Annotated in this window: 27 protein-coding genes; 13 read left to right on the top strand and 14 right to left on the bottom strand. The window is 64.2% G+C overall.

What is annotated here, in order from left to right; genetic code table 11:
- Positions 1-3 precede the first annotated feature (3 nt).
- Genes FIU85_RS02240 through FIU85_RS02250 form a run of 3 tightly spaced genes read left to right on the top strand, consistent with a single transcriptional unit; the run spans position 4 to position 3,108 of the window.
- On the top strand, positions 4-1,125 hold the full coding sequence (locus tag FIU85_RS02240; protein WP_254702983.1) for an ABC transporter ATP-binding protein: 1,122 nt from the start codon (positions 4-6) through the stop codon (positions 1,123-1,125).
- A 4-nt stretch (positions 1,126-1,129) separates the two neighbouring features.
- Positions 1,130-2,335 carry an SRPBCC family protein gene (locus FIU85_RS02245; RefSeq protein WP_152495694.1) on the top strand — a complete coding sequence of 402 codons (1,206 nt, stop codon included), beginning with the start codon at positions 1,130-1,132 and terminating at the stop codon, positions 2,333-2,335.
- Positions 2,332-3,108 carry a methyltransferase domain-containing protein gene (locus tag FIU85_RS02250; RefSeq protein ID WP_152495695.1) on the top strand — a complete coding sequence of 259 codons (777 nt, stop codon included), beginning with the start codon at positions 2,332-2,334 and terminating at the stop codon, positions 3,106-3,108. Before FIU85_RS02245 ends, FIU85_RS02250 begins: the two co-directional genes overlap by 4 nt.
- Before the next feature lie 79 nt (positions 3,109-3,187).
- Here FIU85_RS02250 and FIU85_RS02255 read toward each other — a convergent pair whose 3' ends face one another.
- Positions 3,188-4,201, bottom strand: coding sequence for an extracellular solute-binding protein (locus tag FIU85_RS02255; protein WP_254702984.1), 1,014 nt, complete (start codon positions 4,199-4,201; stop codon positions 3,188-3,190).
- Between FIU85_RS02255 and FIU85_RS21895 the strand changes: the two genes are divergently transcribed.
- A complete protein-coding gene (locus tag FIU85_RS21895; protein ID WP_172977967.1) occupies positions 4,185-4,358 on the top strand; it encodes a hypothetical protein in 174 nt (57 codons plus the stop codon). The genes FIU85_RS02255 and FIU85_RS21895 overlap by 17 nt on opposite strands.
- 39 nt (positions 4,359-4,397) lie before the next feature.
- Here the strand turns inward: FIU85_RS21895 and FIU85_RS02260 are convergent, their stop codons facing one another.
- Positions 4,398-5,789, bottom strand: coding sequence for an aminotransferase (locus FIU85_RS02260; protein ID WP_254702985.1), 1,392 nt, complete (start codon positions 5,787-5,789; stop codon positions 4,398-4,400).
- 253 nt (positions 5,790-6,042) lie between these two features.
- Between FIU85_RS02260 and FIU85_RS02265 the strand changes: the two genes are divergently transcribed.
- Both FIU85_RS02265 and FIU85_RS02270 read left to right on the top strand, forming a co-directional pair.
- Positions 6,043-6,666, top strand: a complete 624-nt coding sequence (locus FIU85_RS02265; protein WP_254702986.1) for a TetR family transcriptional regulator C-terminal domain-containing protein — start codon at positions 6,043-6,045, stop codon at positions 6,664-6,666.
- A 178-nt stretch (positions 6,667-6,844) separates the two neighbouring features.
- Complete coding sequence (locus FIU85_RS02270; protein ID WP_172978777.1) at positions 6,845-7,759, top strand: glycosyltransferase; 915 nt, start codon at positions 6,845-6,847, stop codon at positions 7,757-7,759.
- A 16-nt stretch (positions 7,760-7,775) separates the two neighbouring features.
- On the opposite strand, the gene FIU85_RS02275 is transcribed toward FIU85_RS02270, so the two are convergent.
- From FIU85_RS02275 to FIU85_RS02285, 3 genes are read right to left on the bottom strand one after another with little or no spacing between them, the layout of a single operon-like run.
- Positions 7,776-8,723: a GNAT family N-acetyltransferase gene (locus FIU85_RS02275; protein ID WP_152495699.1), complete on the bottom strand. Its 948-nt coding sequence runs from the start codon at positions 8,721-8,723 to the stop codon at positions 7,776-7,778.
- The gene (locus FIU85_RS02280; protein ID WP_152495700.1) at positions 8,720-9,649 is read right to left on the bottom strand and encodes a hypothetical protein; all 930 of its coding nucleotides are present in this window, start codon (positions 9,647-9,649) and stop codon (positions 8,720-8,722) included. Before FIU85_RS02280 ends, FIU85_RS02275 begins: the two co-directional genes overlap by 4 nt.
- A 1-nt stretch (position 9,650) precedes the next feature.
- Positions 9,651-10,325: an acetyltransferase gene (locus FIU85_RS02285; protein ID WP_152495701.1), complete on the bottom strand. Its 675-nt coding sequence runs from the start codon at positions 10,323-10,325 to the stop codon at positions 9,651-9,653.
- A 115-nt stretch (positions 10,326-10,440) separates the two neighbouring features.
- Between FIU85_RS02285 and FIU85_RS02290 the strand changes: the two genes are divergently transcribed.
- Both FIU85_RS02290 and FIU85_RS02295 read left to right on the top strand, forming a co-directional pair.
- Complete coding sequence (locus tag FIU85_RS02290) at positions 10,441-10,851, top strand: FdtA/QdtA family cupin domain-containing protein (RefSeq protein WP_152492272.1); 411 nt, start codon at positions 10,441-10,443, stop codon at positions 10,849-10,851.
- Positions 10,848-11,942 carry a DegT/DnrJ/EryC1/StrS aminotransferase family protein gene (locus FIU85_RS02295; RefSeq protein ID WP_152495702.1) on the top strand — a complete coding sequence of 365 codons (1,095 nt, stop codon included), beginning with the start codon at positions 10,848-10,850 and terminating at the stop codon, positions 11,940-11,942. The genes FIU85_RS02290 and FIU85_RS02295 overlap by 4 nt, the downstream gene beginning before the upstream one ends.
- Before the next feature lie 10 nt (positions 11,943-11,952).
- On the opposite strand, the gene FIU85_RS02300 is transcribed toward FIU85_RS02295, so the two are convergent.
- Together FIU85_RS02300 and FIU85_RS02305 are read right to left on the bottom strand one after the other, a co-directional pair.
- Positions 11,953-12,819 carry a glycosyltransferase family 2 protein gene (locus FIU85_RS02300; RefSeq protein WP_152495703.1) on the bottom strand — a complete coding sequence of 289 codons (867 nt, stop codon included), beginning with the start codon at positions 12,817-12,819 and terminating at the stop codon, positions 11,953-11,955.
- Entirely contained in the window at positions 12,806-13,528 is a 723-nt protein-coding gene (locus FIU85_RS02305) for a glycosyltransferase family 25 protein (RefSeq protein ID WP_172978778.1), read from the bottom strand. The genes FIU85_RS02300 and FIU85_RS02305 overlap by 14 nt, the downstream gene beginning before the upstream one ends.
- A gap of 359 nt (positions 13,529-13,887) precedes the next feature.
- Between FIU85_RS02305 and FIU85_RS02310 the strand changes: the two genes are divergently transcribed.
- Positions 13,888-14,268, top strand: a complete 381-nt coding sequence (locus tag FIU85_RS02310) for a hypothetical protein (protein ID WP_152492268.1) — start codon at positions 13,888-13,890, stop codon at positions 14,266-14,268.
- A gap of 319 nt (positions 14,269-14,587) precedes the next feature.
- Complete coding sequence (locus FIU85_RS02315; protein ID WP_254702987.1) at positions 14,588-16,582, top strand: DEAD/DEAH box helicase; 1,995 nt, start codon at positions 14,588-14,590, stop codon at positions 16,580-16,582.
- Positions 16,583-16,633: 51 nt separating this feature from the next.
- On the opposite strand, the gene FIU85_RS02320 is transcribed toward FIU85_RS02315, so the two are convergent.
- The 6 genes from FIU85_RS02320 to comD are packed head-to-tail and all read right to left on the bottom strand — an operon-like array spanning position 16,634 to position 21,902.
- Positions 16,634-17,797, bottom strand: coding sequence for a mandelate racemase/muconate lactonizing enzyme family protein (locus FIU85_RS02320; RefSeq protein ID WP_152495706.1), 1,164 nt, complete (start codon positions 17,795-17,797; stop codon positions 16,634-16,636).
- Between the two features lie 55 nt (positions 17,798-17,852).
- On the bottom strand, positions 17,853-18,308 hold the full coding sequence (locus FIU85_RS02325; RefSeq protein WP_152495707.1) for a tripartite tricarboxylate transporter TctB family protein: 456 nt from the start codon (positions 18,306-18,308) through the stop codon (positions 17,853-17,855).
- Positions 18,308-19,810 carry a tripartite tricarboxylate transporter permease gene (locus tag FIU85_RS02330; protein WP_152495708.1) on the bottom strand — a complete coding sequence of 501 codons (1,503 nt, stop codon included), beginning with the start codon at positions 19,808-19,810 and terminating at the stop codon, positions 18,308-18,310. Before FIU85_RS02330 ends, FIU85_RS02325 begins: the two co-directional genes overlap by 1 nt.
- 26 nt (positions 19,811-19,836) lie before the next feature.
- Positions 19,837-20,793 (bottom strand): tripartite tricarboxylate transporter substrate binding protein, encoded by a 957-nt coding sequence (locus tag FIU85_RS02335; protein WP_152495709.1) that lies wholly within the window; start codon positions 20,791-20,793, stop codon positions 19,837-19,839.
- A 46-nt stretch (positions 20,794-20,839) separates the two neighbouring features.
- Positions 20,840-21,403, bottom strand: coding sequence for a sulfopyruvate decarboxylase subunit beta (gene comE, locus FIU85_RS02340; protein WP_152495710.1), 564 nt, complete (start codon positions 21,401-21,403; stop codon positions 20,840-20,842).
- Between the two features lies 1 nt (position 21,404).
- Positions 21,405-21,902, bottom strand: a complete 498-nt coding sequence (gene comD, locus FIU85_RS02345; RefSeq protein WP_152495711.1) for a sulfopyruvate decarboxylase subunit alpha — start codon at positions 21,900-21,902, stop codon at positions 21,405-21,407.
- A 142-nt stretch (positions 21,903-22,044) separates the two neighbouring features.
- Between comD and FIU85_RS02350 the strand changes: the two genes are divergently transcribed.
- Positions 22,045-22,950 carry a LysR family transcriptional regulator gene (locus FIU85_RS02350; RefSeq protein ID WP_152495712.1) on the top strand — a complete coding sequence of 302 codons (906 nt, stop codon included), beginning with the start codon at positions 22,045-22,047 and terminating at the stop codon, positions 22,948-22,950.
- 121 nt (positions 22,951-23,071) lie between these two features.
- Entirely contained in the window at positions 23,072-24,469 is a 1,398-nt protein-coding gene (locus tag FIU85_RS02355) for an FAD-binding oxidoreductase (RefSeq protein ID WP_254702988.1), read from the top strand.
- Positions 24,470-24,953: 484 nt separating this feature from the next.
- On the opposite strand, the gene FIU85_RS02360 is transcribed toward FIU85_RS02355, so the two are convergent.
- Positions 24,954-25,985: a YeiH family protein gene (locus tag FIU85_RS02360; RefSeq protein WP_152492258.1), complete on the bottom strand. Its 1,032-nt coding sequence runs from the start codon at positions 25,983-25,985 to the stop codon at positions 24,954-24,956.
- A 96-nt stretch (positions 25,986-26,081) separates the two neighbouring features.
- Here FIU85_RS02360 and FIU85_RS02365 point away from each other — a divergent pair, with 96 nt between their 5' ends.
- The gene (locus FIU85_RS02365; RefSeq protein WP_152492257.1) at positions 26,082-26,969 is read left to right on the top strand and encodes a LysR family transcriptional regulator; all 888 of its coding nucleotides are present in this window, start codon (positions 26,082-26,084) and stop codon (positions 26,967-26,969) included.
- The last annotated feature ends 22 nt before the right edge of the window (positions 26,970-26,991 follow it).

A 26,991-nucleotide genomic window follows, 5' to 3' on the forward strand; every position in this document is an offset into this window, starting at 1 on the left:
ACCATGAGCGGAAAGAGTGACATGCAAGACGACAAGACGCCGATGATCGCGATCCGCGATGTGGTCAAGAAATTCGGCAGCTTCACGGCGCTGCACGGCATCACCGCCGATATCCGCGAGGGCGAGTTCTTTTCCCTGCTCGGCCCGTCGGGCTGCGGCAAGACGACCCTGTTGCGCACCATCGCGGGGTTCGAGCCCACGACCACCGGCACCATCGCCATCGACGGCAAGAACATGGAGGGCATTCCGGCCAACGACCGGCCCACCAACATGGTGTTCCAGAGCTACGCGATCTTCCCCCACCTGAACGTGGAGGAAAACGTGGGCTATGGCCTGAAGACGCGGAAGATGCCGAAAAAGGACATCGCCCGCGAGGTGGCCGAGGTTCTGTCGCTGGTGGACATGGAAGGCTATGGCAAGCGCAAGGCGCATGAGCTGTCGGGTGGTCAGCGGCAACGCGTGGCGCTGGCCCGCGCGCTGGTGATGAAACCCAAGGTGATCCTGCTGGACGAGCCCTTGTCGGCGCTGGACAAGAAGCTGCGCGACCAGATGCAGGTGGAGCTGCGCAGCCTGCAACGCTCGATCGGGATCACCTTCATCCTTGTGACCCACGACCAGGAGGAAGCGCTGATCATGTCCGACCGGATCGCGGTGATGTTCGAGGGGCAGATCGAGCAGCTGGACACGCCCGAGGGCCTGTACCGGCGCCCGGTCAACAAGCGGGTGGCGTCCTTTATCGGGGTGATGAATTTCCTGTCGGCCAAGGTGACCGATCAGACCGGCACGCACCTGACGCTGGATATCGACGCCCTTGGCAAGGTCGAGCTGCCGCGCGACGGTCTGGGCGACGACATTACCCCCGACAGCATCGGCACCGTCGGCGTGCGGCCCGAGATGCTGACGGTGCTCTTCGACCAGAACGACTGGTCGCAAAACAAGGTCGAGGGCGAGGTGGTCGATACCGAGTATTACGGCGACATGACCTATTACGAGGTGCGCCTGCCGGGTCGGGACGCGCCGCTGAGCATCTCGATGCGCAACACGGCGGGCCGGTCGGTAGTTCCGCCCGGCAGCCCGGTCACGGTTGGCTGGGGGGCGGAATCGATCGTGGTATTTGGAGACTGAGGCCATGCGCATCACCGACCTGATCGACGCGCAGCGAGACGGCCACGCGATGGCGCAGGCGTTCTATACCTCGCCTGCCGTGTTCGAGGCGGACCGCAGCGCGATATTCGGGCGGGAGTGGATGCTGGCGGGGCATGTCTCGGAGATACCGGACCCCGGCGACTACCTCGTGTTCGATATCCTCAAGGACAGTGTAATCGTTTGCCGCGATCACGATGGTGACGTGCGGGGGTTTGCCAATGTCTGCCGGCACCGGGGCTCGCGCCTGTGCATCGAGCCGCGAGGGAACGTGCGGCGTCTGACTTGCCCTTATCATGCGTGGGTCTTCAATCTGGATGGCAGCCTGTTCAGCGCGCGGATGCTCGAAGAGCATCACGACAAGAGCGCGCTGGGGCTTTTTAATGTCGCGGTCGAGATCCTTGAAGGTCTGATCTACGTCTCGCTGGCCGACGATCCGCCGGATTTCGCACCGATGCGAACGCACCTGACGCCCTGCCTGGCGCCATTCGACCTGGCAAACACCAAGGTCGCGCACCGCGAGACCTATCCGGTTGCCGCCAATTGGAAGCTGCTGCTGGAGAATTACAACGAGTGTTACCACTGCACCCCGGCGCATCCGGAATTTTCGCGCAGCCATGTCACGCATTTGTCGGACGAGCGCGTCACACCGTTGAACGAGGCGATGGCGGCCCGATCGGCCGCCTGCAACGTTCCCACCGATTTCATCGATCGGGTCGGAAAGCACGCGCCCGCCCCCGGTGTCGATTTCGCCTATAACCGCTATGCCCTTTACGACGGGTTCCTGACCGGAAGCGAGGATGGCAGGCCGCTGGCGCCCCTGCTGGGGCAGATCGGCGGCCATGACGGCGGCGCGTCGGATGTGTATGTGGGGTTTCTCAACCCGATGCTGCTCTATTGCGATCACGCGGTGCTGTATCGGTTTCTGCCCATCGACACGGACACCTGCGCGCAGGAGATCATCTGGATGGTCCATGCCGATGCGCAGGAAGGGCGCGACTATGACCTGGGTCGCCTGACATGGCTGTGGGACGTGACCACGAAGGCCGACAAGCGCATCGTCGAGGACAACGCGCGCGGCGTGGCATCGCGGCACTACGTGCCCGGTCCGCTGGTGCCGATGGAGGGCTATATCGCGCGCTTCATCGACGCCTATCAGACCACCCTGCGGCAACACGAGGCCCGGACATGAGCGACCTGAACTACGATGACCGCCACATCGCCTTGCTCGAGGCGCTGTGGGGCGAGGGATATCTGTCCCCGGGTGGGCCGGAGGAAGTGGCGCGCGTGGTCGAGCACGCGCCGGTCGCGGGCGCCCGGATGTTGGATATCGGCAGCGGCTCCGGCGCTATCGCCATCTCGCTGGTGCGTGATCATGGCGCGGCGCATGTCACCGGCATCGACGTCGAAGCACCCGTCTGCGCGGCGGCGCGGCGTCGGGTCGAGGCCGCGGGGCTGAGCGACCGGATCGCGATAGAGCTGGTCGCCCCCGGCCCCCTGCCCTTTGACGACGCGACGTTCGACGTGGTGTTTTCCAAGGATTCGATCATTCACATTCCGGACAAGGAGGCGCTGGCCACCGACGTCTTTCGCGTCCTGAAACCCGGCGGCTGGTTCGCCGCCTCGGATTGGCTGATGTCGCATGACGACGCGCCCTCGCCCGAGATGGCGGCCTATATCGCGATGGAGGATCTGGATTTCGCCATGGCCTCCCCGGCGCGATACGAAAAGGCGCTGGCCGATGCGGGGTTCCGGCACATCGCGCTGACCAACCGCAACCGGTGGTATCTTTCGCTGGCGCGGGAGGAACTGGCCGGTTTTTCCGGCCCGAAGCGGCCCGAATGGGAAAAGGCGCATGGCGCGGACCTGATCGCGTCGTCGATCGAGACGTGGAGCGCGATGATCACGGTTCTGGAAACCGGCGAGCATTGCCCGCATCACCTGCTGGCACAGAAGCCCGGCTGACCGGGACCACCTGCCCCAAGAAACGAAAACCGCCGCACCCGGATGGCTGCGGCGGTCTTTTTTCCGAGAGGGGTCGGGGTCAGAACCCGGCCTTGATGTTCTCGAATTCCGCGATCATCTTCTCGCGCATTTCCGATCCCGGAGGCGCCTGCCAAAGGGTGTTCGCGCGCAAGGACTCGTTGCTGTCGAGCCCGACCGATTTCAGCATCTCCTGGTCCATCTCCGCCATCTGCGCCGCGTTGGAATGGCCGTAGCCCCAGGCGTTGACGATGTAATCGGCCGTTTTCGGCTCCAGCCATGCGTTGATGAAGTCGTAGAACTTGTCGTCCGACCCTTCGCCATCCTTCAGCTTGACGTAGCCGCAGACCCAGCTTGACGCGCCTTCCTCGGTGTCGCGCTTCATCGCGATGGGATGGCCTTCGCCGCTCATGGTGGCCGAGGTTTCGTTCCAGGCCCAGGCCAGTTCGACCTGGCCCGACTGCATCAGCTGCGCCAGCGACGACGAACTGTCCCAGTAGGACAGCACGTTCTGGTGCACCTTGCGCAGGAAGTCGGAGGCTTTCTGGAAATCCTCGTCGGTGGCGGTGGTCCAGTCCTGCACGCCCGTGGCCAGGAAGCCGAGCGCATAGGCGTCATCCACGCTGTCGCCTATCGACACCTTGCCCATCATCGACGGGTCGGCGAAGATCTGCAGCGAACTGACCTGCTCCTCGGTCAGCTTGTCGGTGTTGTAGGTCAGCGCCGTGTTTCCCCAGTCCATCGGGACGAAATAATATTCACCGTCCTTCTTGTAGGCTTCGATCTCGCGGAATTCCTCGTTGAGGTCATCCCAGCGGTCGATGCGGGAGGTGTCGAGCGGCTCCAGCAGGCCAGCCTCCATCCATTTCGGCACCGACTGCGAACAGGGGTGCGCGGCATCCGCCTTGAAGCCCGAGCGCAGTTTCTGAAACGCCTCTTCTTCGTCGCCGAAGAAGGCGAAGGTGGGTGGCGCGCCGTGCGCCTCGGTATAGGCGGTGTAGAATTCGGGGTCCTCGTAGCCGGCCCAGTCGAACACCGTCAACTCGGGATCCTGCGCCATGGCCGTCGATGTCATCAGCGCGGCAGCTCCGGCGAGCGCGGCAATCTTCAATCGTGACGTGATCATCCATTTCTCCCTGTTTCCTATTGCACCGGCCCGTCCGGCACGGATGCGGCAGGCCTCTGGCTGCAAAGGCTACGGGGGAAAGCCGGTTGACACAACGTTTATTTGAGCGCTCAAATAATCCGCGTGCCAGGCACCGGGCGGCGCGTCAGTCCGAGGCCATCTGCGCGGTCACGTCTTCCAGCGCGTCCTCGAGCAGGTCGAACATTTCGTCCACCTGCGCCTCGGTGATGATCAGCGGGGGCGAGAAGACTGCCATGTTGATGAGGGGTCTCACCAGGAGGCCGCGCTTTTCGCAGGCCTCGTCCAGCAGCGCGCCCAGCTTGCGCTCGGCCGCGAGCGACGTGCCAGGCGTGTCGGGCCGCCCCTCGATACAGCCCAGAAGGCCCATGCCGCGCAGGTCGCCGACGATGGGAAACCTCTCCAGCGCCCGCAGGCGGGCCTGGAACTTCGGCGTGATCGCGCGGGCGTGGTCCAGAATGCGTTCTTCTTCCATGATCTCGATATTCTTCAGCGCCGCGACACAGCAGACCGGATGCGCCGAATAGGTGTAACCGTTGGAAAACAGCACGTTCTCGTCCGGCCCGGTCATCCGCTCCATCACGCGGTCCGAGATGATGCAGGCCCCGAGTGGTAAATAGCCCGAGGTCAGCCCCTTGGCGCAGGTGATGATGTCGGGCACGATCCCGAACACCTCTTCGGAGGCGAACCAGTGGCCCAGCCGGCCGAAGGCGGTGACGACCTCGTCGGAAATGTAGAGGATGTCGTGCTTGCGGCAGATTTCGAGCGTGCGCTTGTGATAGCCCTCGGGCGGGATGATGACACCGCCGGAACACAGGATCGGCTCGGCGATGAAGGCACCGATCCTGTCGGCGCCGAGCTCGGCAATCATGTCTTCCAGATCCGCGACCTTGGCGGCGCACCAGTCCTCGACGCTCATGCCGTCGGGGCGGGTGTAGGGGTTCACGTCGGGGAGAAAGCGGACCAGGCGTTTCTCGACGTCGAAACGGCTCTTGTCGCGTTCCTTGCCGGTCACGGTCGAGGCCAGGTAGGTCGAGCCGTGATAGCCCTTTTCGCGGGCGATAACGATCTTCTTGTCGGGCCGGCCCAGGGCATTGTTCATGAAATGCATCGTGCGCAGGGCGGTGTCCACGGCGGTGGAGCCGCCGGTGGTGAAGAACACGTTGTTCAGGTCACCGGGCGCCAGATCGGCGATCTTCTTGGCGAGGATCGTCGAGGGATCGGTCGTCGTGGTCCAGGGCGAGGTATAGGGCAGCCGCATAACCTGTTCGGCGATGGCCGCCGCCATGTCCTTGCGGCCGTAGCCGATATTGACGCACCACATGCCGCCCGGTCCGTCGATATAGCGCTTGCCGTCGGCATCCCACAGGTAGATGCCCTCGGCGCTTTCGATCGGGTGATAGTCGCTCTCCTGCCAGGCATCCATGGCCGCCCACGGGTGAATCTGGTGGTTGCGGTCCCATTCGTTCAGAAGGTCCGGCGAGGTGCCGTTGGTCATGGTGCGGGGAAGCGTTGTCATGTCGTGCTCTCCAAAGTCGTCAGAACGCCCCGGGCGGTGTCGCGCGGGCGCGGTCGGGCCGCCTTGGCCCGCCCCGGGCGAGGATCGCGTCATGTGTGTTCCCGGTCATGCGCCGTTTTCCTGAGCCTTGGCAACAGTCATAGCGAAGGGCCGATTTGGCGTAAAGTTTTTTTGAGCGCTCAAACAAAAACAATTAGAATGACATTGCCGTGCCGGTATGGAAAAAACGGCACCACCCTGCGGAGGAACGGGATTGACGCAAGAAACCACGAAAAGCACCGAAAAGCCACGCAAGGAGCGCAAGGCGAACGCGGACAAGCGCCGGCGGCAATTGCTGGAGGCGACGCGGCGCTCGATCATCGAGCACGGGCTGGCCAGGACGACGCTGGCCACGGTGGCGGCGGAGGCCGGGCTGTCGCAGGGGGTTGCGGTGTTCTACTTCAAGTCCAAGAACGGCCTGCTGGTCGAGACCCTGCGGGCGCATTACGAGTTCTACGACGACACGTGGCGCGCCGCGCTGGCACAGGCGGGGCCAGACCCCATGGACCGCCTGATGGCGCTGATCACGGCGGATTTCTCGGAAGATGTGTGCTCGGCGGAATCGCTCTCGCTCTGGTTCGCATTCTGGGGAGAGCAGACATTCGTGCCGCAATATGCCGAAGTTTGCCGCGAGTTCGACCGTGACCGCGTGGCGGCGATACGCGAAGCCTGCGCCGCGCTGATGACCGACGCGCCCGAGGAAGAGGTGCACCGGGTGGCGCAGTGGATCGACACGCTGACCGACGGGTTCTGGCAGAACCTGCACCTGCAACCCACGCGCATGACCCCGGCAGAGTGTCTTGCCTCGACCCGCGCGATGATCGATGCGCTGATCTGAGCCGGGCACGGCGGCGGGCGGACAGGTCCGTGCACGGGATCGCGCGACGGCAATTGCACGAACCGGGGCGCAGGGCGTTGATGGGAGGGATGTCATCTGCTACGCGGTTCGAGGTGACTTTCCCAACTTGAGCCCGGGCCGACCGATGCCAACGCCGCCGAAGGCCACATGCCTTCTCTTGACCTACCAACAGCAGGACCATGTCGCCGAAACGGTGCAATCCGCGCTGCAGCAGGACTGCGCGCCGATGCAGATCGTTCTGTCGGACGACGCCTCGCGCGACGATACGTTCCTGCGCATGAAAGAGGTGGTCGACAGGTATGACGGGCCGCACGAGGTCGTTCTGAACCGCAACGAGACCAACCTGGGCGTCAACGAGCATCTCAGGAAATGCCTCGAGATGTGCCGGGAGGACATCATCATCGCCGCCGCCGGCGACGACCTCTATTATCCGCACCGCAACCGGCGGATCCTCGAGGCATTCGCGGCGCACGACCCGCTATTGGTGTTCTCACACGCGGATGTGACGACGCTGGACGGGGCCCCTGCCCCGGCGCTCTATCGCAAGGCGACGTTCTATTCGACCACCGACCCGTTGGCCGCCGCGAAATCCCTGTCGCTGTACCTTGGGGCAACCTGCGCCTGGCATCGGTCGCTGTATCGCAAGTACGGGCCGATGATGTTCGACAATACCTTCGAGGACCTGATCCTCGGGTTTCGGGCCGCTCTGGAAGGCCGGGCGCATTTTATCGACGAGGCGTTGCTGGCATACCGGACGGGATCGGGTCTGACCAACACGAAACCTCAGCGGTTCACCGCAGAAAGCTACCGGGCGCAGCGCCTGCGTGAGATCGAAAGCAACACCTGCGTCTTCCGTCAACGCGCGGCCGACGCAAAGACCTTCGGGCTTGGGCCCCGCCACGAGATTTCAAAACTCCTGGCCGACCGCGTGGCCGACGGAGAGGTGCGCGCCGCCTTTGTCGAGAAAGGCTGGGCGGGCCTTGCACCGTATTTCGGCCGTCACCCGCTGCAGGCCATCTCGCGCGGCGTGTCCGAGACCCGGCGGCGCAAGAAGCGCATGGCCGCGGCCTGACGCCTGATCCCGCGCCTCAGCCGAGGTCCCACCGATATTGAGGAATAGCGAGGCTGCGCGCGCCGAACATTTCCTTCTGGCGGGACAGCCCGACATTCAATTCGCGGCCTTCGGCCGTGGTCGAGATGCCGAAGCTGAACCAGTCGCGGTCCGCGAAGGTGTCGTTGACAAGGGACTGCACCACCAGATCCAGCGCGCCGAGGTCGCGCCCATCCCCGGACGAGGCCATGTACTGGCAATGCACGGTGCGCCCGAAATCGAAGAGGACGACACCGGCCAGCATGCGCGCGTCCTCGAAGGCCGCAAATAGACGTATCCGCTTGGGAAAGGCGGCATTGAGGCGCGTGATCTCGTCCAGCGAATGGGTTGGCCGTGCGTCGTGGCGCTGATCAAGAACCTCGCCCAGGATATCCCAGAAGGCGGCAAAATCGGTGGTCTCAGAGGTTGTCAGCCCCGCCTTGGCGGCCTTCTTGGCCCCGTATTTGCGGCCGCTGCTGAATGACAGCTTGCGGCGCAGGGGAATGGCCGCGCTCAGGTCGGTGCGGACCTGCCGGGCGCCGGCGTTGCAGAGCGCATAGATATCCGCCTCGGCGGGTTGTGCGTGGAATATATGCGGCACCGGCTTGTAGTGCAGCGCCCCGATCCCCTGCCTGAGAAGATCGTCGCGCAGGCTGGCGAAAATCTGAACCACCTGTGCGGCCGAGGTCGCGGGCTTGACCAGCAGACCACCGAAGGTCAGGCCGCCATGGGATTGCAGCGTGTCGTCCACCCGGTTCGCGGGCAGGCAGGCGATGATCTTGCCGTCGCTTTCGAAGATCAGGGAATGATCGTCGAAACGGTCGGAATGGTAGTCCATGAAGCGGCGGTCATGCAGGAAGGTGCCGTTCGTCGCGGCGGCAACGAAGTCGTTCCACGCAACGGAAAGATCGGGCGTGTAGCGCTTGATTTCGATGTCGCCGCTCATGTCGCCTGCCACTTCGCCAGGCCGACCCCGGTGCGCCCCATGTCGTTGCCGTTGTAGAACAGGTACCGTGCCCCGTCCGGCGCCCTGATATGCGCGGGATAGCAGCTCATGTCGCTGTCCCAGCTTCCGGGCGCTCCCAGGGGCAGCTCGACATCGTCCGTGCGGGTGAATGCAACGCCGTCCGGCGAGGTAAAGCGGAAGGCCGCATATTGCTTGGCGCGGGTGTCGGAGGTCGCGCGCAGTTCCCATGTGCCGTCCTCCAGCCGGGTCGCACGGGGGCGGCCGATGCGGTATTCGGCGCCCGAGGGCGTGATGATGCGCTGGGCGGCCGCGTTGTCGAAGCTCACGCCGTCAGGGCTGGTCAGCGTCCAACAATCGTAACGGGGATAGAGCCGCCCGCCGATCTCCTCCCACCCATCGCCACGGGAAATCCATGCGCGAAAGCGGCCATCTGGCAGTCGGGCGATGGAGTGCAGCGCGCCTATGAAAGGCCCGTCCGGGCAGCGATCGAGCACCGGGGTCGCGCTGACCCGTTCAAAGCTGTCGCCACGGTCCCGGCTGATGGCGAGGCCGGTGAAGGCCAGGAATTTCGCCTTTTCCACCAGCTGGAAGCCCACGTAATACAAACGCAATTCGTCCGGCGTGACCTCGATCACGTCGCCCAGGATAAGGCCGTTGTCGTCGAACATGCCCGGTGCGCCGAGGTCCAGCACGGGGGCCGAGGAACTGGCCTTGACCCGGGTGGGATCGTCGGCGGCGACATCGACCCAGCCGATGCGGCTGATGCCGTGTGCGTCGCGCATCCCTCCGAAGATCCGTATCGTCTGCTCGTCGCGCAGCCACGGGCATGGCGTCATGAAGGAATGCTGCGCCCAGTCGAGGCTTCCGTCGGGGCTGAAGACATGCCCCTGTTTCACCCAGGCCATATCAGGGCTTGATCCGGTAGTAGCGGTAGGAGGACACCTTGGCGGCCTCGGCCGGATTGCCGTTCAGAATCAGGCCCGGTGTGTCGAAGCTCTTGGTGACGGCGGCGGCCATGCCGACAAGGCAATCCTCGGCCAGGTGGACGTTGTCGGCCAGCGCCGCGTTCACGCCCAGAAAGCTGCGCGCGCCAATGTCGCAATAGCCGGAAACCACGACATGCGAGGACAGGAAGCAGTTTTCCCGGATGCGTGTCTGGTGCCCGATATGGTTGCCGGACCACAGCACGCAGCCGTCCTCGATCTTCACGCCATGCTGCACCACGTTGTTCTCGAAGATAAAGACGTTCTGGCCCAGCTCGGCGGTGCGCCAGACCATCGCGCGCGGACTGATGAAATTGGCAAGGTGGTATCCGTGCGCCTTGGTCGCCTCGATCAGGCGGGCGCGGATCCGGTTGAGCTTGGTCGAGGTGACCGCGACATGGGCGTCGGTCCTGGCCGGATCGAAATGCGACGGGGCGTCCTCGAGCGGCACCACGGGAAGGTCGAACTTGACGGTTTCGTCAAGGTACTCGCGCTCCACCGCGAACCCGACAACCGTGTAATCGCTGTCGACGGTGAAATACTCATAGGCGATATCCGCGAACTCGCCGGCTCCCACGATCAGGATATCTTTTGACATTCCAAACCTTTCTGTGCCCGGTAGTCCGGGCCGTCTCTCTTCGGTGCCCGGCTATTTCAAATCGTCGTTGCGCGGTTTATAAACATGGACCAATGCAGAAGCGAGTCGTAATCCCTTGCCGCTAAGTGACTGTCGCCTAATAGATTTACCCAAGGTTTCGGACGCGCGGGGCAACCTGACCTTCGTCGAGGGGCACAATCACATCCCGTTCGACATCAAGCGGGTCTACTATCTTTACGACGTGCCCGGCGGCGCCGACCGGGGCGAGCACGCGCACAAGGACCTGCACCAGTTCGTGATCTCGATGTCGGGCAGTTTCGATCTGCTTCTGGATGACGGGTTCGAACAGAAACGGTTCCAGCTGAACCGTCCCTACTACGGCATCTATGTCTGCCCGATGATGTGGCGCTACCTGGACAATTTCTCGTCCGGGTCGGTCTGCATGGTTCTGGCGTCGGGTCCCTATGACGAGGACGATTACATCCGCGACCGCGACGAATTTCTCAGAGCGGTGGGGGCTGCGTGAAGGTCCCCTTCCTCGATCTGGCGGCGGCCCGCGCGGGCATCCAGGCGGAGCTCGACCGCGAATTGCTGCGGGTCGCGCAGTCCGGCAGCTATGTCATGGGCCCCGAACTGGAGCGTTTCGAAGACGCCTTCGCGGCCTATGTCGGCGCCGGCGCCTGTATCGGGACGGCCAACGGGCTGGATGCGCTGCACCTGGGGCTTCGCGCGCTGGGCATCGGCCCGGGCGACGAGGTGATCGTGCCGTCGAACACCTATATCGCGACCTGGCTTGCCGTCAGTCAATGCGGCGCGGTGCCGGTGCCGGTCGACCCCGTCGAGGACACGCACAACATCGACCCCGAAGCCGTCGCCGCTGCGGTCACCGGGCGGACCAGGGGCATTCTACCGGTGCATCTCTACGGTCAGCCCGCGGACATGGACGCGCTGAACGCGGTGGCCGAAACCCATGGGCTGAAGGTGCTGGAGGACGCCGCCCAAGCGCATGGCGCGCGCTACAAGTCGCGCCGTGTGGGCAGCGACGGCACCGCGGCGTGGAGCTTTTATCCCACCAAGAACCTGGGCGCGCTGGGCGATGCCGGGGCGCTGACCACATCGGATGACGACGTGGCGCAGAGTGTCAGATTGCTGCGGAATTACGGCTCGGAACGGAAATACGAAAACGACATCCGTGGCTTCAACAGCCGTCTCGATCCCCTGCAAGCCGCCGTGCTGGCGGTCAAGCTGCGGGTTCTGGACGACTGGACAGAACGTCGCCGCGCCATCGCGCGCGACTATTCCGATGCCTTTTCCCGCGCCGGGCTGCACGTTCCTTTCGTGCCCAACTGGGCCGAGCCGGTCTGGCACCTTTACGTGCTGCGCCACCCCGACAGGGATCGGTTTCAGGCGCGACTTGCCGAGGCCGGCATCGGGACCGTGATCCACTATCCCATCCCGCCCCACCTGCAAAAGGCCTATGCCGACCTGGGCCATGCCCGGGGCGCATTCCCCGTGGCAGAGCGGCTGGCGAGCGAGGTCATCAGCCTGCCCATGTGCCCCGGCCAGACCGACGCGCAGACCGAGTACGTCATCCGGCAGGTCGTGGACCTCGCCTGAGCCGGCCGGCTTAGCCGCCGGTTTGGCGCAGCGCCGCGATCATCCCGGCAAAGCGCGCGGAATATTTCCGCCTTCGCCGTGCCGAGACGATGGTTGCCGGTGACAGGGTGCGCAACGCCGTCTTCACCACCGCCGCGGCGCAGTTGGCGCGCAGCCCGTGTTTGCGCGCGGTGTAGATCTGGGAATACCCCCAGTGCCAGTTCTTGATGCGCTCGGCTTTCACCGACCCGCCCGAGGAAGCGCCCCCGGCGTGGTGCACCGCGGCGTCAGCCACATAGACCAGGCGGCCCTGGGATCGGGACAGGCGCAGGCTGAGATCGTCATCCTCGAAGAACAGGAAGATCGCGGGGTCGAACCCGCCAACCGCCTCGAACGCGGCCCGGCGCACGAAAAGCGCGGCGCCGGAGAGGACCGGGACGACCGTGTCCCCGGTCAGCTCCCGCTTGGGCAGCCATTGGGCGCGATCCACAAGGTCGCTGCGGCGTTTGACGACCGCCCTGCCCTCTTCGTCCAGGATCCGGGGGTTGAATCCCGCCGCGTCGGGGTGCCGCTCTGCCGCATCGACCAGCTTTTGCAGCGTGTCGGAACACAGCGTCGTGTCGGGGTTGAGAAACAGAAGGAATTCGGTGTCGACGCCGTCGGCGCCCCGGTTGCACGCGCTGCCAAAGCCCAGGTTGCGCGTGTTCTCGACAAGCCGTGTCGGCCCGCGCCGCGCCGCCACGAGGCGGTGTAACTCCGCGCGGTCCTCCGACGCGTTGTCCACGATCACCACCGGCGTCGCGGGCGGCACGGAGGCCAGCATGTCGGGCAGGACCCCGGTGCTGTTATAGGCGACCGTGACAATCGTCACGCGCGCTTCGGCATCATTTCGAGGCATGCGAGTGCTGTCTTGCCAGGGCACGGATCCTGTGCCGGTAAAGCGGCCGCAGGATTTCACGGCGCAGTTTTTGCAACAGGCCCTCCTTGCGGCCGATCATGCTGCCGCCAAGCTCGGCAGAAATCTCGCGCACGCCGGATGGCCATACCGTCGCGACGCGGACATTGTGCACCCATTGCATCTGCAGGAAATTGTCCACCGGCCTGTCGAAGCGCTCGGACGCGGCGAGCAGCGCGCGGGCCGCGTCGCGCGTGACCAGTTGCGCGACCATGCCAAGCGCGATCCGGTCGTGGACGTGCAGCCCGATCTCGTCCGACGTGGCGATTTCCTCTGTCCGCTCCTCGCGCAGCTTTATGGGGAACCGGATGAAATCCCCCGGCCGGATGTTGGCCAGGGCGAGGTCCAGAGCCCTGGGAAAAACATCCTCCTGAAGGTGCAGGTCGTCTTCGAGGACAAGCGCGGCCTCCAGATCGTCATCGAGGATCCTCTGCCAGCACGCGCGGTGGCTGTGAAAGGCGGCGATCTCTGAGGGGCGCATCGTGAAGGGATAGGTCGGACGCATCAGTTTGCGGCGATAGGCGTCGGCGTGGGCCTCGCTCATCTGCTGCCCGTCGACGGCGCTGACGACGTGGCACGCAAGCGGGACGGCCTGCATCATGGCCTCGACCTGCGGCAAACGCGCCTCGGCGCGCGCAAGGTGGATGATCATGCACTCGGCTTCCACTGCCCCGGCCTTTCCGCGTAGATGCAAGCAACAGTCCAGACCTACAAGCTCGGGAACCGAGATGCCAGCGCGGGCCGTCCTTCGGCCCGCAAAAAGCGACGGCACCAGACGGCTGTTGCCGGCGGCGCGCCGAAGCTGGAAACACACCTTCGACGACTCGTAGCGAACTTTCACCAAAATGAGGCGGTCGGATCGTTGGAGAGACTGCACGAGCCACATCGCGCATTTCGGGTTTTCGGCCTGTCGCCGGAACATATTCACGCCACGGCGCGTTCGGGTGATGAAGGTTTACGTTTTGAGTGCATGGTGCATGGGGCGGTTAGACCTAAAAGCGGGAGTTTTACATGACCCTTAACAGTACGTTTTTGAAAACCAGCTCGGTCCTCGGCCTTGTCGTTGCTCTTTCGCAGCCGGCCTACGCGATGCGGTGCGCAGAGTTCAACGAGATGGATGAGGCCGGTCAGATGGAAGCACTCGAAACCATGGGTGGCCGCGAGAACATCCGCGAAGAAGCAGTCGGTGCCGACGAAGGCGCCGACACGGATTCCTCGAGCGCCACCGCGGAACTAGGCGACCCTGATGCTGACAATGGCGGCCGCGCCGCTGCCCGCGCCGCCGCAACCGGCTCGGACGAGGAATTGATGGTCGTGCTGAGGGAAGAATGCGCAAGCAACCCCGAGATGGACATGGCCGGCATGTTCCGCGACGAAGACGAGTCGAAATAAGCGACCCGCGTCATATTGGCGGCCCTTGGATTGGGGCCGTCAAAACTTCGGCCTTTCTACGGGCCGAAACCGCAGACCACACATCCATCAGTGATATCATCGGCATACGAGGCCGGTCGCCCGCGACAAGTTCGTGCGTCGGTCGGCGTGTGTGCCAAACTGCGTTCCTGACGTCTATCGGTACTTCACTGAACAAAGTTATTCAGAAAAGCTGATTAGTGCCTGTACAAAGGTGGCCCGAGCGAATAATGCCCGGCACTTGCCGACGGCCTGAATGCCGCTCGGCCCCCACCTCTTTCCCAAGAAAAGCATAGACCTCTTGAAACACACCCTTGCGAATGCGCTGGCCCGTAAGGGCTATGACGTTTTGACCCCTGTCCAGCAGGCCGTGACCCAACCGGAGTTGCAGGGCCGCGACCTGCTGGTCTCGGCACAGACCGGATCCGGCAAGACGATTGGCTTCGGGCTGGCGATAGCCTCCACCTTGCTTGACGACGCGGACATATTCGGTCAGGCCGATGCCCCGCTGGCGCTGATCGTCGCGCCCACCCGCGAGCTTGCCATGCAGGTCAAGCGAGAGCTTGCCTGGCTTTACGCCGATGCGGGCGCGGTGCTGGCCTCCTGCGTGGGCGGCATGGACATGCGGGACGAGCGGCGGGCGCTGGCGCGCGGCGCCCATATCGTCGTGGCCACGCCGGGGCGGCTGCGGGATCACATCATGCGCGGGTCGATCGACCTGTCGGCGGTGCGGGCGGCGGTGCTGGACGAGGCGGACGAGATGCTGGACCTCGGCTTTCGCGAGGACCTGGAGTTCATCCTGGAGCAGACGCCGCAGGCGCGTCAGACGCTCATGTTCTCGGCCACTGTGCCCAGTGCCATCGCCAAGCTGGCGCAAAGCTACCAGCGTGATGCCGAGCGGATCTCGACCGTTGGAGCGCAGGCGCAGCATTCGGATATCGCCTATCGCGCGATGAGCGTCGCGGCGCATGACAACGAGAACGCGGTCATCAACGTGCTGCGCTATTACGAGGCCCCCAATGCCATCGTCTTTTGCAACACACGGGCGATGGTCGCGCGGATGACGACGCGGCTGTCGAACCGGGGGTTCCCGGTCGTGGCCCTGTCGGGAGAGTTGACGCAGAGCGAACGGTCGAACGCGCTGCAAGCCATGCGCGACGGGCGCGCGCGGGTCTGCGTGGCCACGGACGTCGCCGCGCGGGGCATCGACCTGCCAAAGCTGGACCTGGTGGTCCATGCCGAATTGCCCAGCAGCCATGAGACTCTTCTGCACCGCTCGGGCCGCACCGGCCGCGCGGGGCGCAAGGGGGTCAGTGCGCTCATTGTCGTGCCCTCGGCCCGCAAGAAGGCGGAGCGCATCCTGAAATTCGCCAAGCTGACCGCGGAATGGACCGCCGCGCCGTCGGCGGCGGATGTGGACGCGCAGGATCAGGTGCGCATGCTGGAGGCCGATGACTGGCAGGCGGAGATCACCGAGGGCGAGCGCGCGTCGGTGGATCAACTGCTTGAACGCTTCACGCCCGAGCAGATCGCCGCCGCCTACCTGCGCCAGTACAAGCTGCGCCATTCCGCCCCCGAGGACCTGAGCCCGGTCAGTACCGGCAAGCCTGACAAGCCGAAACCGCGTGCCGCGTTCGGCCCCAGCGTCTGGTTCTCGCTGTCCGAAGGGCGCAACCAGGCGGCCTCGCCCCGGCACCTGCTGCCGATGATCTGCAAAGCGGGCGGGTTGAGCAAGGACGATATCGGGGCGATCCGCGTCGCCGATGACCTGTCCTATGTCGAGATCCGCGAGGCCAGCGTGCCCGATTTCCTGGAGGCGATCGGCCCGGGGATGACGATAGAGGGACACAAACAGCTTCGGCGCCTCGACGCGGCACCGGACCTGCCGCCCTTCCGGCCCGGCAAGCCGGAGCGCCGGTCCAAGGGCAAGCCGGGGCCTCTCAAGGGGGACACAAGACCCGTCGATTGGAACGACACGCCCGAACCGCGCCGGCGCAAACCCAAGCCCGAGGACCGCAAGGACACGAAACCCCCGGCGCAAAAGCGCGAGGCGAAGACGTCCGATCCGGCGGTGCATGGCCCCTTGGGCAAACCCCGACACGGGGCGCGGGTCGCCAAGGACACGCCGGAAGACGCAGGCAAGGCCGGGAAGGCCAAGGACGGTGGCAAACCTGCCTCCAAGCACGCTGGCAAGGGTCCGCCGCCGCCCAAGGGCAAGCCCAGCAGCAAGAAGAACCGGGCGCGCGCGGCGCTAAAAAGAGCGTCGACGGAAAAACCGGGACCGAAGCGGCGCTAGCATCCATACGACTGCAGGCAAGCCCGTCTTCGCCTGCACCGCCAACGCTGTTCACTCTGCCAGCGCGCGCATCACGTCGATCAGATCGGATTTGCCCTCGAAACCGATGCCGGGCAGTTCGGGCATGAGGATGTGCCCCTCCTCGACCTGCACGCCGTCGGGGAAGCCACCGTAGGGCTGGAAGAGATCGGGATAGCTTTCGTTGCCGCCGAGCCCCAACCCCGCCGCGATGTTCAGGGACATCTGGTGGCCGCCATGCGGGATGCAGCGCGACGGGGACCAGCCGAGTTCATCGAGGACATCGAGCGTGCGCAGGTATTCGACAAGCCCGTAGGACAGCGCGCAGTCGAATTGCAGCCAGTCCCGGTCGGGGCGCATTCCGCCATGGCGGATCAGGTTGCGCGCGTCCTGATGCGAGAACAGGTTCTCGCCGGTCGCCATGGGACCGGGGTAGAATTCGGCCATCGCGGCCTGAAGCTGATAATCCAGAGGATCACCGATTTCCTCGAACCAGAAGAGCGGGTATTGCCGCAGCATCTTGGCATAGGCGATCGCGGTCTCGAGGTCGAAGCGTCCGTTGGCATCGACGGCCAGCTGCGCCTCTGAGCCGATTTCGGTCAGCACCGCCTCGATCCGGCGCTGGTCTTCGTCGATGGACGCGCCCCCGATCTTCATCTTCACCACGGTATAGCCGCGGTCGAGGTAGCCGCGCATCTCCCTGCGAAGCGCGGTATCGTCCTTGCCCGGATAGTAGTAGCCCCCGGCGGCGTAGACGAAGACGCGCGGGTCCGCCTCGCGCCCCTTGCGGTCGGCCAGAAGGCGGAACAGGGGTTTTTCGTCGATCTTGGCGATGGCGTCCCAGACGGCCATGTCGATGGTGCCGACCGCGACCGAACGTTCGCCATGGCCGCCGGGTTTTTCGTTCTGCATCATGGCGGCCCAGATCTTGTGCGCGTCCAGGTTGCTGCCCTCGTCGTTCAGGAGCGATGCGGGGTCGGCGTTTAGGATGCGGTCGCGGAAGCGTTCGCGGATGAGACCGCCCTGCCCGTAGCGGCCATTGGAGTTGAAGCCGTAGCCGACCACGCGGCGGCCGTCCCGGACCACGTCCGTCACGACGGCCACCAGGCTCGCCGTCATCTTGCTGAAGTCGATATAGGCGTTGCGGATGGGCGACGCGATCGGCTTGGTCACTTCCCGGATGTCGACGATTTTCATGGGCGTGTTCCTTGTTCGGGCTGGTGTCGCGCCAGTTTCTGTCAGGTGCCCGATGTCACGGAAGCGGGACGTGCAGGACGTAGCGGAACAGAGCGAAGAACGCGATCATCACCGCCGCACCGCAGCCTGCGTAGAGCAGCGCGGTGATCGGCGTCCACCTGTCATGCATCGCCGCAATGAGCCCGCCCGCGAAGGCGATGGCGCCACTGGCCAGAAAGCCGATATGCGGGATGGCAAGGCAGCCCGCGAACATGGCCACGATCAGCAGGACCCGCCGCCACCACGTGCCTGTGCCGAAGCCGCCGCTGTCGCTGGGATGCAGAAAACGTGTGACCAGTGACAGGCCGGCCGTCAGGATCATCAGGATCGCCACAGTGCGGGGAAACACCTGGCTGTCGCGGTCGGAATAGCCGATGGTGTCGTAAAGGGCGATGATCCCCATGAGCACGAAAAGCGCGGAGATTACCAGCGATCCGATATGGCCGTCCGGGTGGCGTTGCTGGTCCGGCATCAGGTCTGCTCCCCTGCTTTCTTGCGGCGGCGGCGTGCCGTGTAGAGCGGCAGGATGAGGGTGATCAGCGTGAACGCGATGATCCCCTGCGAGATGGGCCGCCCGAAGAACATCCCGAAAAGGTTGCCCGTGGCCGAGCCGATGGTCCAGCCCTGCACGAAGCCTTGTTCGGCGATGGGCCCGAGGATCAGCCCCAGCACGATGGGCGAGGCGGCGAAGCCGAAGCGCCCCACGACCCAGCCGAAGACGCCGAGACCCAGCATCAGGATCACATCCGTCACGCTGTTGCGGATCGAGAAGGTGCCGATGATGGTCATGAACCCCACGGTGGGCACGAGAACGGCCTTGGGGATGTTCACGATCGACTTGTAGGCGTAGCGCCCGATCAGCAGGCCCGCGGGCAGCATCAGGACCGTGGCGATCAGAAGGCCGTAGATGAAGGTAAAGACGATCGAGCCGCTTTGGCTGAACATCGTGGGGCCGGTGCGCACGCCCTGCACCAGCAGCGCCCCCAGCACGATGGCGTCGGGCGGCGTGCCGGGAATACCCAGCACCAGCGTCGGGATGAAGCCGCCGCCCACGGTGGCGTTGTTGGCGGATTCCGTGGCGAGGATGCCGTCTGGCTCGCCCTCGCCGAATTTCTGGTGCGGCTTGCCGGTGCGCTTGGCCTCGGAATAGGCGACGAGGCCGGCCACAGAGCCGCCCGCGCCGGGCAGGATACCGATCAGGGTGCCGATGACCGAGGACCGGATCAGGTTGATCTTGGAGCGCGCGGCGATGCGGAACGCCTCGCCGATGCGGACCGAGCGCACGTCCTCTTCCACCTTGAGGTGCCGGTCGGGCGTCGCGACGAGGTCGATCAGCACCGGGATGCAATAGAGGCCGATCAGCGCGCCGATGACGCCGAAGCCGCCGATCAGCATCTGGCTGCCGAAGGTCAGCCGGATGTCGGCCGAAACCTCGGCCACGCCGACGGTGGACAGCAGCATCCCGAAGGCGCCCCCCGCCAGCCCCTTCATCAGGTTGCCGGTGGACAGCGACGCGATGAGCGAGAGGCCGAAGATCGACAGCCAGAAATACTCGATCGGCCCGAACGCGAGCGCCACCTTCGACAGGGGCGGCGCCAGCAGCAAAAGCGAGAATGCCCCCACCAGCCCGCCGACGACCGAGGCGAAACAGGCAAGGGCAACCGCAAGGTCGCCGTCGCCGCGTTTCGCCATCGGGTAGCCGTCAAACGTGGTGGCGATGGCCGAGGGCGTGCCGGGCGTGTTCAGCAGGATCGCCGCGTAAGCCCCGCCGTAGATCGCCCCGGTATAGATCGCGCCCAACAGGATCAGCGCCGAGGCGGGATCCATGCTGAACGTGATCGGCACAAGCACGGCCAGCGCCATTGTTGCGGTAAGGCCCGGGATCGAGCCGACGATCGTGCCCGCCACGACACCGAACAACGCCAGAACGAGGTTGAACGGTGTCAGGGCGGACAGGAAGTGACCGAATTCCATGTGTCGGGCCTTTGCGCCGGGTCAGCTTATTCGATCAGGCCCGCTTCGCGCGCGTCGCTGAGATATTCCTCGCTGCGCGCGGCCATGAAATCGTCCATGCCGTCCGCTTCGACATCGAGCATCGCAAAGCCGTTATCCAGCATCTGCTGGCGGAACTCGGGGTCGTTGTTGATCTCGGCGATCATGTCGGACCACATCTGCGTGACCTCGTCGGTGGCGGAATTCGGCAGGGCGATCCCGCGATAGGCGCCGCCCACCATGTCATAGCCCAGCTCCTTGAAGGTCGGCACGTCCGGGAAAAGCGGGTGGCGTTCCTCCATCGCGACGGCGAGCATCCGCACCTCTTCGCCCTGGGTGGCGGCGACGGTGGAATAGCCCCATTCGGCCTTGACCTGGTTGCCCAGAAGCGCCGTCACGGCCGCTCCGGTGCCTTTGAAGGGCACATAGGTGGTCTGGATATCGGCCATCTTGTCGAACTTGATATGCGCCAGATGGTTGGCCGTGGCCTTGCCCGAGCCCGACATGGTGACCTGCGCCGGGTTCGCCTTGGCGTCCTCGACCAGGTCTTCGAGCGTCTGGTAGGGGCTGTCGGCGCGCACGATGATCGCATCCGGCGTGAAGTGGAACATGTGGAAGACGTTCAGGTCCTCGGTGGTGAATCCCACGTCCTTTTGCGCCGGCTTGATGATGATATGGGGCAGGTTGACGCCCATGATCGTCTGGCCGTCATCGCTGAGACCGTTGAGCGTGGCCCATGCCACCGCACCGCCGCCGCCGGGCTGGTACGAGATCACCATGTCCTGGCCGAACTTGTCCTTGAAGAACGGTTGCTGGAAGCGCGCGGAAATGTCGGATTCTCCCCCGGGTCCGAACGGGATGATATAGTTGACCGGCCCGTTGAGTTCGGCCGCAGTGGCGCCCGTTGCCAGCGATGCGGTCACGGCCAGCGCCGCGCCCATCTTCAGAAATGTTCTTTTCAGCATGTTTTCCTCCCAGAGTTGCTGACTATCGGCGTTTTCGCCGTCTTGATTATGCGTTGGCCTCCTTCAACGCGGTCATGAACCTGTCGCGGATCACCACCGGATCAGTCTTGATTACCGACACGGGGATGTTGCCGCTTTCGCATTTGCACACGATCACGGTCATCTTGTCACTGTCCAGCGCGTCTTTCATGACGGCTGCGCAGTCTTCGGCCTGGCACTCGATGACGTTATCGCAGCCGCAGGCCTCGGCCACCTTGGCGAGCGACGTCTTCATGCCGGCATAGGTGGGCTGGTCGCCGGTTGAGCCGTAGCTGCCATTGTCGATGATCAGCAGGATGAAATTGTCGGCCACGTTGTTGGCGATGGTGGGCAAAGTGCCGAAATTGGTCAGGACCGAGCCGTCGCCGTCGATCGAGATGACCTTTTTCGACTGCGCCAGCGCCACGCCCAATCCGATGGACGACGCAAGGCCCATGGTGCCCAGCATGTAGAAATTCGTCGGCTGGTCATCCAGCATGTGCATTTCCTGGCTGGGCAGACCGATGTTGCAGACGACGAAATGGTCCGAGATCAGCGGGACCAGCGAGCGCAGGACGTCGGATCGGATCATGTCAGTATCCTTTCCAGAAGGTGGCATCCGTCAGGATCGCGACCGGTTTCATGCACATGAAGGTGTATTGCAGAATCCGGTCCAGTTCTTCGGCGTCGGATTCATGATGGAAGTGATAGGTCGGGATGTGAAGCTGATTCAGCAACGCCTTGGTGTGCACGGCCATTTCCACCTGGCAGGCCACCGGCTCGCCCAGCTCTCCGCGATAGGAAATCAGCATCGGCAGCGGCATCCGGTAGAACTGTGTCAGCGTCACCAGCGTGTTGACCGTCACGCCAAGCGCGGTGTTCTGCATGATGATCGCGGACCGCTTGCCGCCCATGAAGGCGCCGGCGCAGATGCCGATGCCTTCGTCTTCCTTGTTCGCGGGGATGTGGTGGATATCCTCGCATCGGTCGATTTCCGCAATGACTCCGGCAAGCTGTTTGCACGGGACCGTCGTGACCAGTTTGACGTCGTTCTTGACCAGATCCGCGACGATCTTTGCGTCGATGCTCACGCGCAGGCCTCCCCCTCGATACGTTCATGTTTGATGATCTTGCGCGATAAGAGAAGCTTTAACAAACCAACAATCTTTTCCCATTTGTAAATGTCTGCTTTAGTAAATCGTGCCTTTGATCCTGTTGTGAAAGCGCCCTGCCATGTCGATCACGCTGTTCAAGACCCTTATCGCCGTCGCCGAGGAAGGCAGTTTCAACGCCGCCGCGGACCGCGTCTGCGTCACCCATGCGGCGGTCGGCCAGCAGATGAAGCGGCTGGAAGAGACGCTGGGCGTGGCGCTGTTCGACCGCTCGCAGAAATCCCCGCGCCTCAATCAGCTGGGCCGCGCCATGGTGCCCAAGGCCAAGGAGGTCGTCGCCGCCTACGAGACGATTCTGGATGACCTGACCGGCGACCCGCGCCTGATCGGGGATATCGTTCTGGGCGCGGTGCCGTCGACGCTGCGCGGGCTTGTGCCCAAGGCGATGAAGGGGCTGATCGGGCAATATCCCGACCTGCGCATCCGGCTGGTGCCGGGATTGAGTCCGACCTTGCAGGAGATGGTCGAGACCGGCACCGTCGATGCCGCGCTGGTCAGCGCGCCAAGCCGGACGCCGGCCACGATGACATGGACGCCCTTCGCGGTGGAAAAGCTGGTGCTGCTGACCTCGGTGGAGGTGACGGAAACCGACCCCGAGCGCATCCTGTCGGCCAGGCCCTTCATCCGGCACAGCGCGCTGTCGGCCATCGGGGTGATGGCCGAGGACTGGCTGGCGCGAAGCAGGCTGAAGGTGCGCGACATGATGGAGATGAGCTCGCTCGACACGATCGCGAGCATGGTGGCGCATGACCTGGGCGTGTCGATCGGGCCGGATTTCTGCGTGCCCGACCCGATCTTCGGCAGCCTGCGCAAGCTGTCGCTGGGGCCCACGGCGCCGTCGCGTACGCTGGGCGTCCTCAGCCGGGCGGATTGTTCGAAATACCGGCTGGTCGAGCGGTTTCTGGACGAGTTGACCCGGACGGTCGCGGCGCATGGCGGGCACACCGTTTCTAAAGAGATAGCTTAGATAATCGTAAATTATCTTGCCTTGCTAAAGATCGTGTTTGCCACAGAATGAGCCCGAACGAGGATCGGACGACAGGAGCATCGGGCAGTTGGTGGCTTTCAAGACCGCGGAAGACAGAACTTTGAATGATATCAGGGCGATTGTCGGGGAGACCGGCTGCAAGTCGGGTCGGGATGCCGCGCGCTATTACGAAGACCCGCGCGGCAGCTTTACCGGCAAGGATTGCGTGGTCTTTCTGCCGGAGACCACCGAGCAGGTGTCGCAGATCGTGCGGCTGTGCAACGACGCCGGCATCGCGATCATCCCCTATGGCGGGGGCACCGGCGTGGTGGCCGGGCAGCTGTCGCTGGACAGCGACGCGGCCATCATCCTGTCGCTGGAGCGGATGAACCGGGTGCGCAGCGTGTCGCCGGACGATTTCGTGATGGTGGCCGAGGCCGGCTGCGTGCTGGAGAATATCCACGCCGAGGCCAAGCGGCACGACCTGATGTTCCCGCTCAGCATGGCCTCGAAGGGCAGTTGCACCATCGGCGGAAACCTGGCCACCAACGCGGGCGGCATCCAGGTGCTGCGCCACGGAAATGCCCGCGACCTCTGCGTGGGGATCGAGGCGGTGCTGCCGTCGGGCGACGTTCTGGAAGAGTTGAGCCCCCTGCGCAAGAACAACACCGGGTATGACCTGCGGCACCTGCTGATCGGCAGCGAAGGCACCCTTGGCATCATCACCGCCGCCAGCCTGACGCTGAAGCCGCTCGACCCCGAGGCCGTGACCGCCTTTTGCGCCATCACCTCGCCGGCGGATGCCTTGCGGGTGCTGCGGGCGCTGCGCACGGCCATCGGCAACCGCATGAACGGGATGGAACTGATGAGCGGCTTCGGCGTGGGCGTTGTTTGCGAGCATTTCCCGACGCTGAGAAACCCCTTTGCCGACGACCACCCCTGGTACCTGCTGATCGATGCCGCGGGGAACCCGGGCGTGCGGGATGAGACCGAGGCGGCGCTGGCGGAGTGTATCGAGCAGGGTTTCGTCGTCGACGTCGTGATGGCCGAATCCGAGGCGCAGCGCAGCGCGCTCTGGTCGCTGCGCGAGCATACGCCCGACGCCAACCGCAAGACCGGCGCGTTCTGCAGCAGCGACACCGCGGTGCCGATCGGCCAGATCGACGCGTTCGTGTCGGGAACGCACGCGGCGATTGCCGGCGTTCACGAGGGCTTGCGGACGAACAGCTATGGTCACATCGGCGACGGGAACATTCACCACAACGTGTTTCCGCCGACAGGCATCTCGAAGGCCGATTTCCTGCAGGCCCACCCCGGCATCGCCAACCGCGTGCGGGGCGCGATCAACGAGGCGACGCTGGCGCTGGGCGGGTCGATCAGCGCCGAACACGGGATCGGCCGCCTGAAACGCCAAGACCTGCAGAAACATGCAAGTCCCAGCAAGATGGCCGTGCTGCGCCAGATCAAGCAGGCCATCGACCCCAACAACATCATGAATCCCGGCGCGCTGATAGAATAGCGCGCCGCCGCGGTCCGGGTCGGGATGAAAGTCCCGTGAGCGAGTTGGATTTGTTCAGGTGTTTCTTGCGCCACGCAACGAACCATTCCTCGGCATCGCTCCACCTTCAGCCAAGGCGGCACCGCGTCCCTGCCCGCCTGCAATTGTTCGTCGCCCCCCGCGCAAACGCGGTTTTTCAAGGAATGATCTGGAAGTCCTGTGAGGGGGGAACGTACACCGCCATAAGGCAGGCGATTGAACACCCGGGGCGCAAGCCCTCGAAGGGGTTGGTACCCAAGGCCGGACTCGAACCGGCACGGTATCACACCGGGGGATTTTGAATTCTCACAAAATTCTGGAAAAACAAATTGTTACATTTTTCAACTCCCACATGCATCGCGCTTACGTGGCCTCATGTGGGAGTCAGAGGACTTGGAGAATAGACCATCCATTTCGGCTACACTCTGAGAGAGCATGCAAGAATGGCCTCAATATCTTGTATCGCTTATCCCGCCATTGCCCAAAGCGACAAGCCCAATCCCAGGGTCGCGATGAAGATCCAAGCCGACCCACCCAGCACCAACGGGCGCAGGCCCTTTTGGCGCAGCCGGCGCAAGTCTGTCTCCAGCCCCATCGCTGCCAGCGCCGCCGTCAGCATCAACGCCGTCAGCGTCACCGTGGCATCGTGCAGCCGGCCCGGCAAGCTCACCAGCGAATTGACCCCCATCAGAATCACGAACCCAAGCACGAACCACGGCACGATCGTAATCTTGGAGCCGGAAGCCCGCTGACCGCCTCGGCGGAACTGCAAGACGCCCAGCGTCAGGATCAGAGGCGCAAGCAGCAGGACCCGGGTCAGCTTGGTCACGGTACCGACGTGCCCGGCGTCTTCGCCCATTGCGAAGGCAGCGCCCACGACCTGGGCCACTTCGTGCACTGTCGCGCCCGCCCAAAAACCGTAGGTTTCCGGTGTGAGCTCCAGCATGTGAGCCGCCATCGGCCCAAGCAGCATCGCGCTCGTCCCGAACAGCGTGACGCAGGCGATGGCATAGGCAACGTCTTCGTCCGATCCTCGTGTCACCGCGTTGCACGCCAGAACCGCAGACGCACCGCACACCGACGTCCCCGCAGCGATCAACTGTGCCAGCCGGTTTTCCACGCCCAGCAGACGGCCAAGCAGGCATGTGAATGCAAATGTCGCGGCCAGGGTCGTCGTGACCGCAACAACACCGCGCAAGCCCAGGGTAGACACCTCTCCGACCGTGACCTGAAGCCCCAGCAATACGATCGCAACGCGCAGGACTGGCTTGAGGGCAAACCGGATACCGGGCTGCAGCAAGGGCGGGCTGCCCACGGCGACACGCCAGCCGATCCCGAGCAGCAGGGCAACGACCAGCGGGCTGAGCGCCGCCAGCCCGGTCGCCCTCTGCACAAGCGTGGCGATGGCGGTGATCGCCATGACCAGTGCCAATCCGGGCAAGTGCGCGTAGAGGTCTTGGAGCGCACCGGGGTGTGCGCGTTGGCTCAGGGTTTGCATGGCGTACCTCCTCGGTGTCTGCGCCTGCAAACTGCCTTAATTGCATTGTTCATTAAATTAACTAATATCGAACGTATTAATCGATTGGATTGATGGATGACGCTCGATCAGCTCCGCATATTTCTTGAAGTCGCCGAACGCGCCCATGTCACCCGCGCGGCGGAGGCGCTGAAGATGACACAATCCGCCGTCTCGGCCGCCCTGCGCGCGCTGGAGAGCACTCATGGGGTGCAGCTTTTCGACCGTGTCGGCCGCGGCATCACCCTCACCGAAGCAGGCCGCAAGTTCGTGCCCGCCGCCGAAAGCGTTCTGAACCAAGCAGAGACCGCGGAACTGATCCTTGATGATCTCTCGGCGCGGCCAAGGGGGCGACTTCGGATCGAGGCCAGCCAGACGGTCGCGACCTATTTCCTCCCCCCGGTTCTGGTACGGCTCAGGCAGGCACATCCCGATCTCGCCGTGCGGCTGAGCGTGGGCAATACGTCAAGCGTTGCCAGGGCCGTGGCGGACGGTGCTGCCGACCTGGGTTTCGTCGAAGGCGAGGTCGTGCATGGCGACCTGCGTACACGGGTAGTGGCACGCGATGAACTGGTTCTGGTGATGCGGCGCGGACATCCCGCAGCCCGCGGCGCGATGTCAGCCCAAACCTATCGCAAGCTCGACTGGGTGATGCGGGAAGAAGGCTCGGGAACACGCGCCGAGGTCGAAGTTCACCTTGCCCAGTTGGGGCTGTGCCGGGATGACCTTGCGGTCCTGCTGGAGATCCCGTCGAACGAAGCGGTGTTGTCGGCAGTGGCGGGCAGCGACTGCGTGTCCATGGTGTCACGACGCGTCGTCGACGCGCTGGCGGAAGACGGTGCAGTCCACCAGCGCCGCGTGACCTGGGCACCGCGACCGGAGCGTCCGTTTACCGTGCTGTCGCATCCGGAACGGCATCGCACCCGGGCAGTCGAAGCGCTTATGGCGCTGATCGACGCGGGCTGAGCCGAAACAGACCCGTCAGATG

It is taken from the genome of Roseovarius sp. THAF8 (genome assembly GCF_009363735.1).
Taxonomy (GTDB): Bacteria; Pseudomonadota; Alphaproteobacteria; order Rhodobacterales; family Rhodobacteraceae; genus Roseovarius.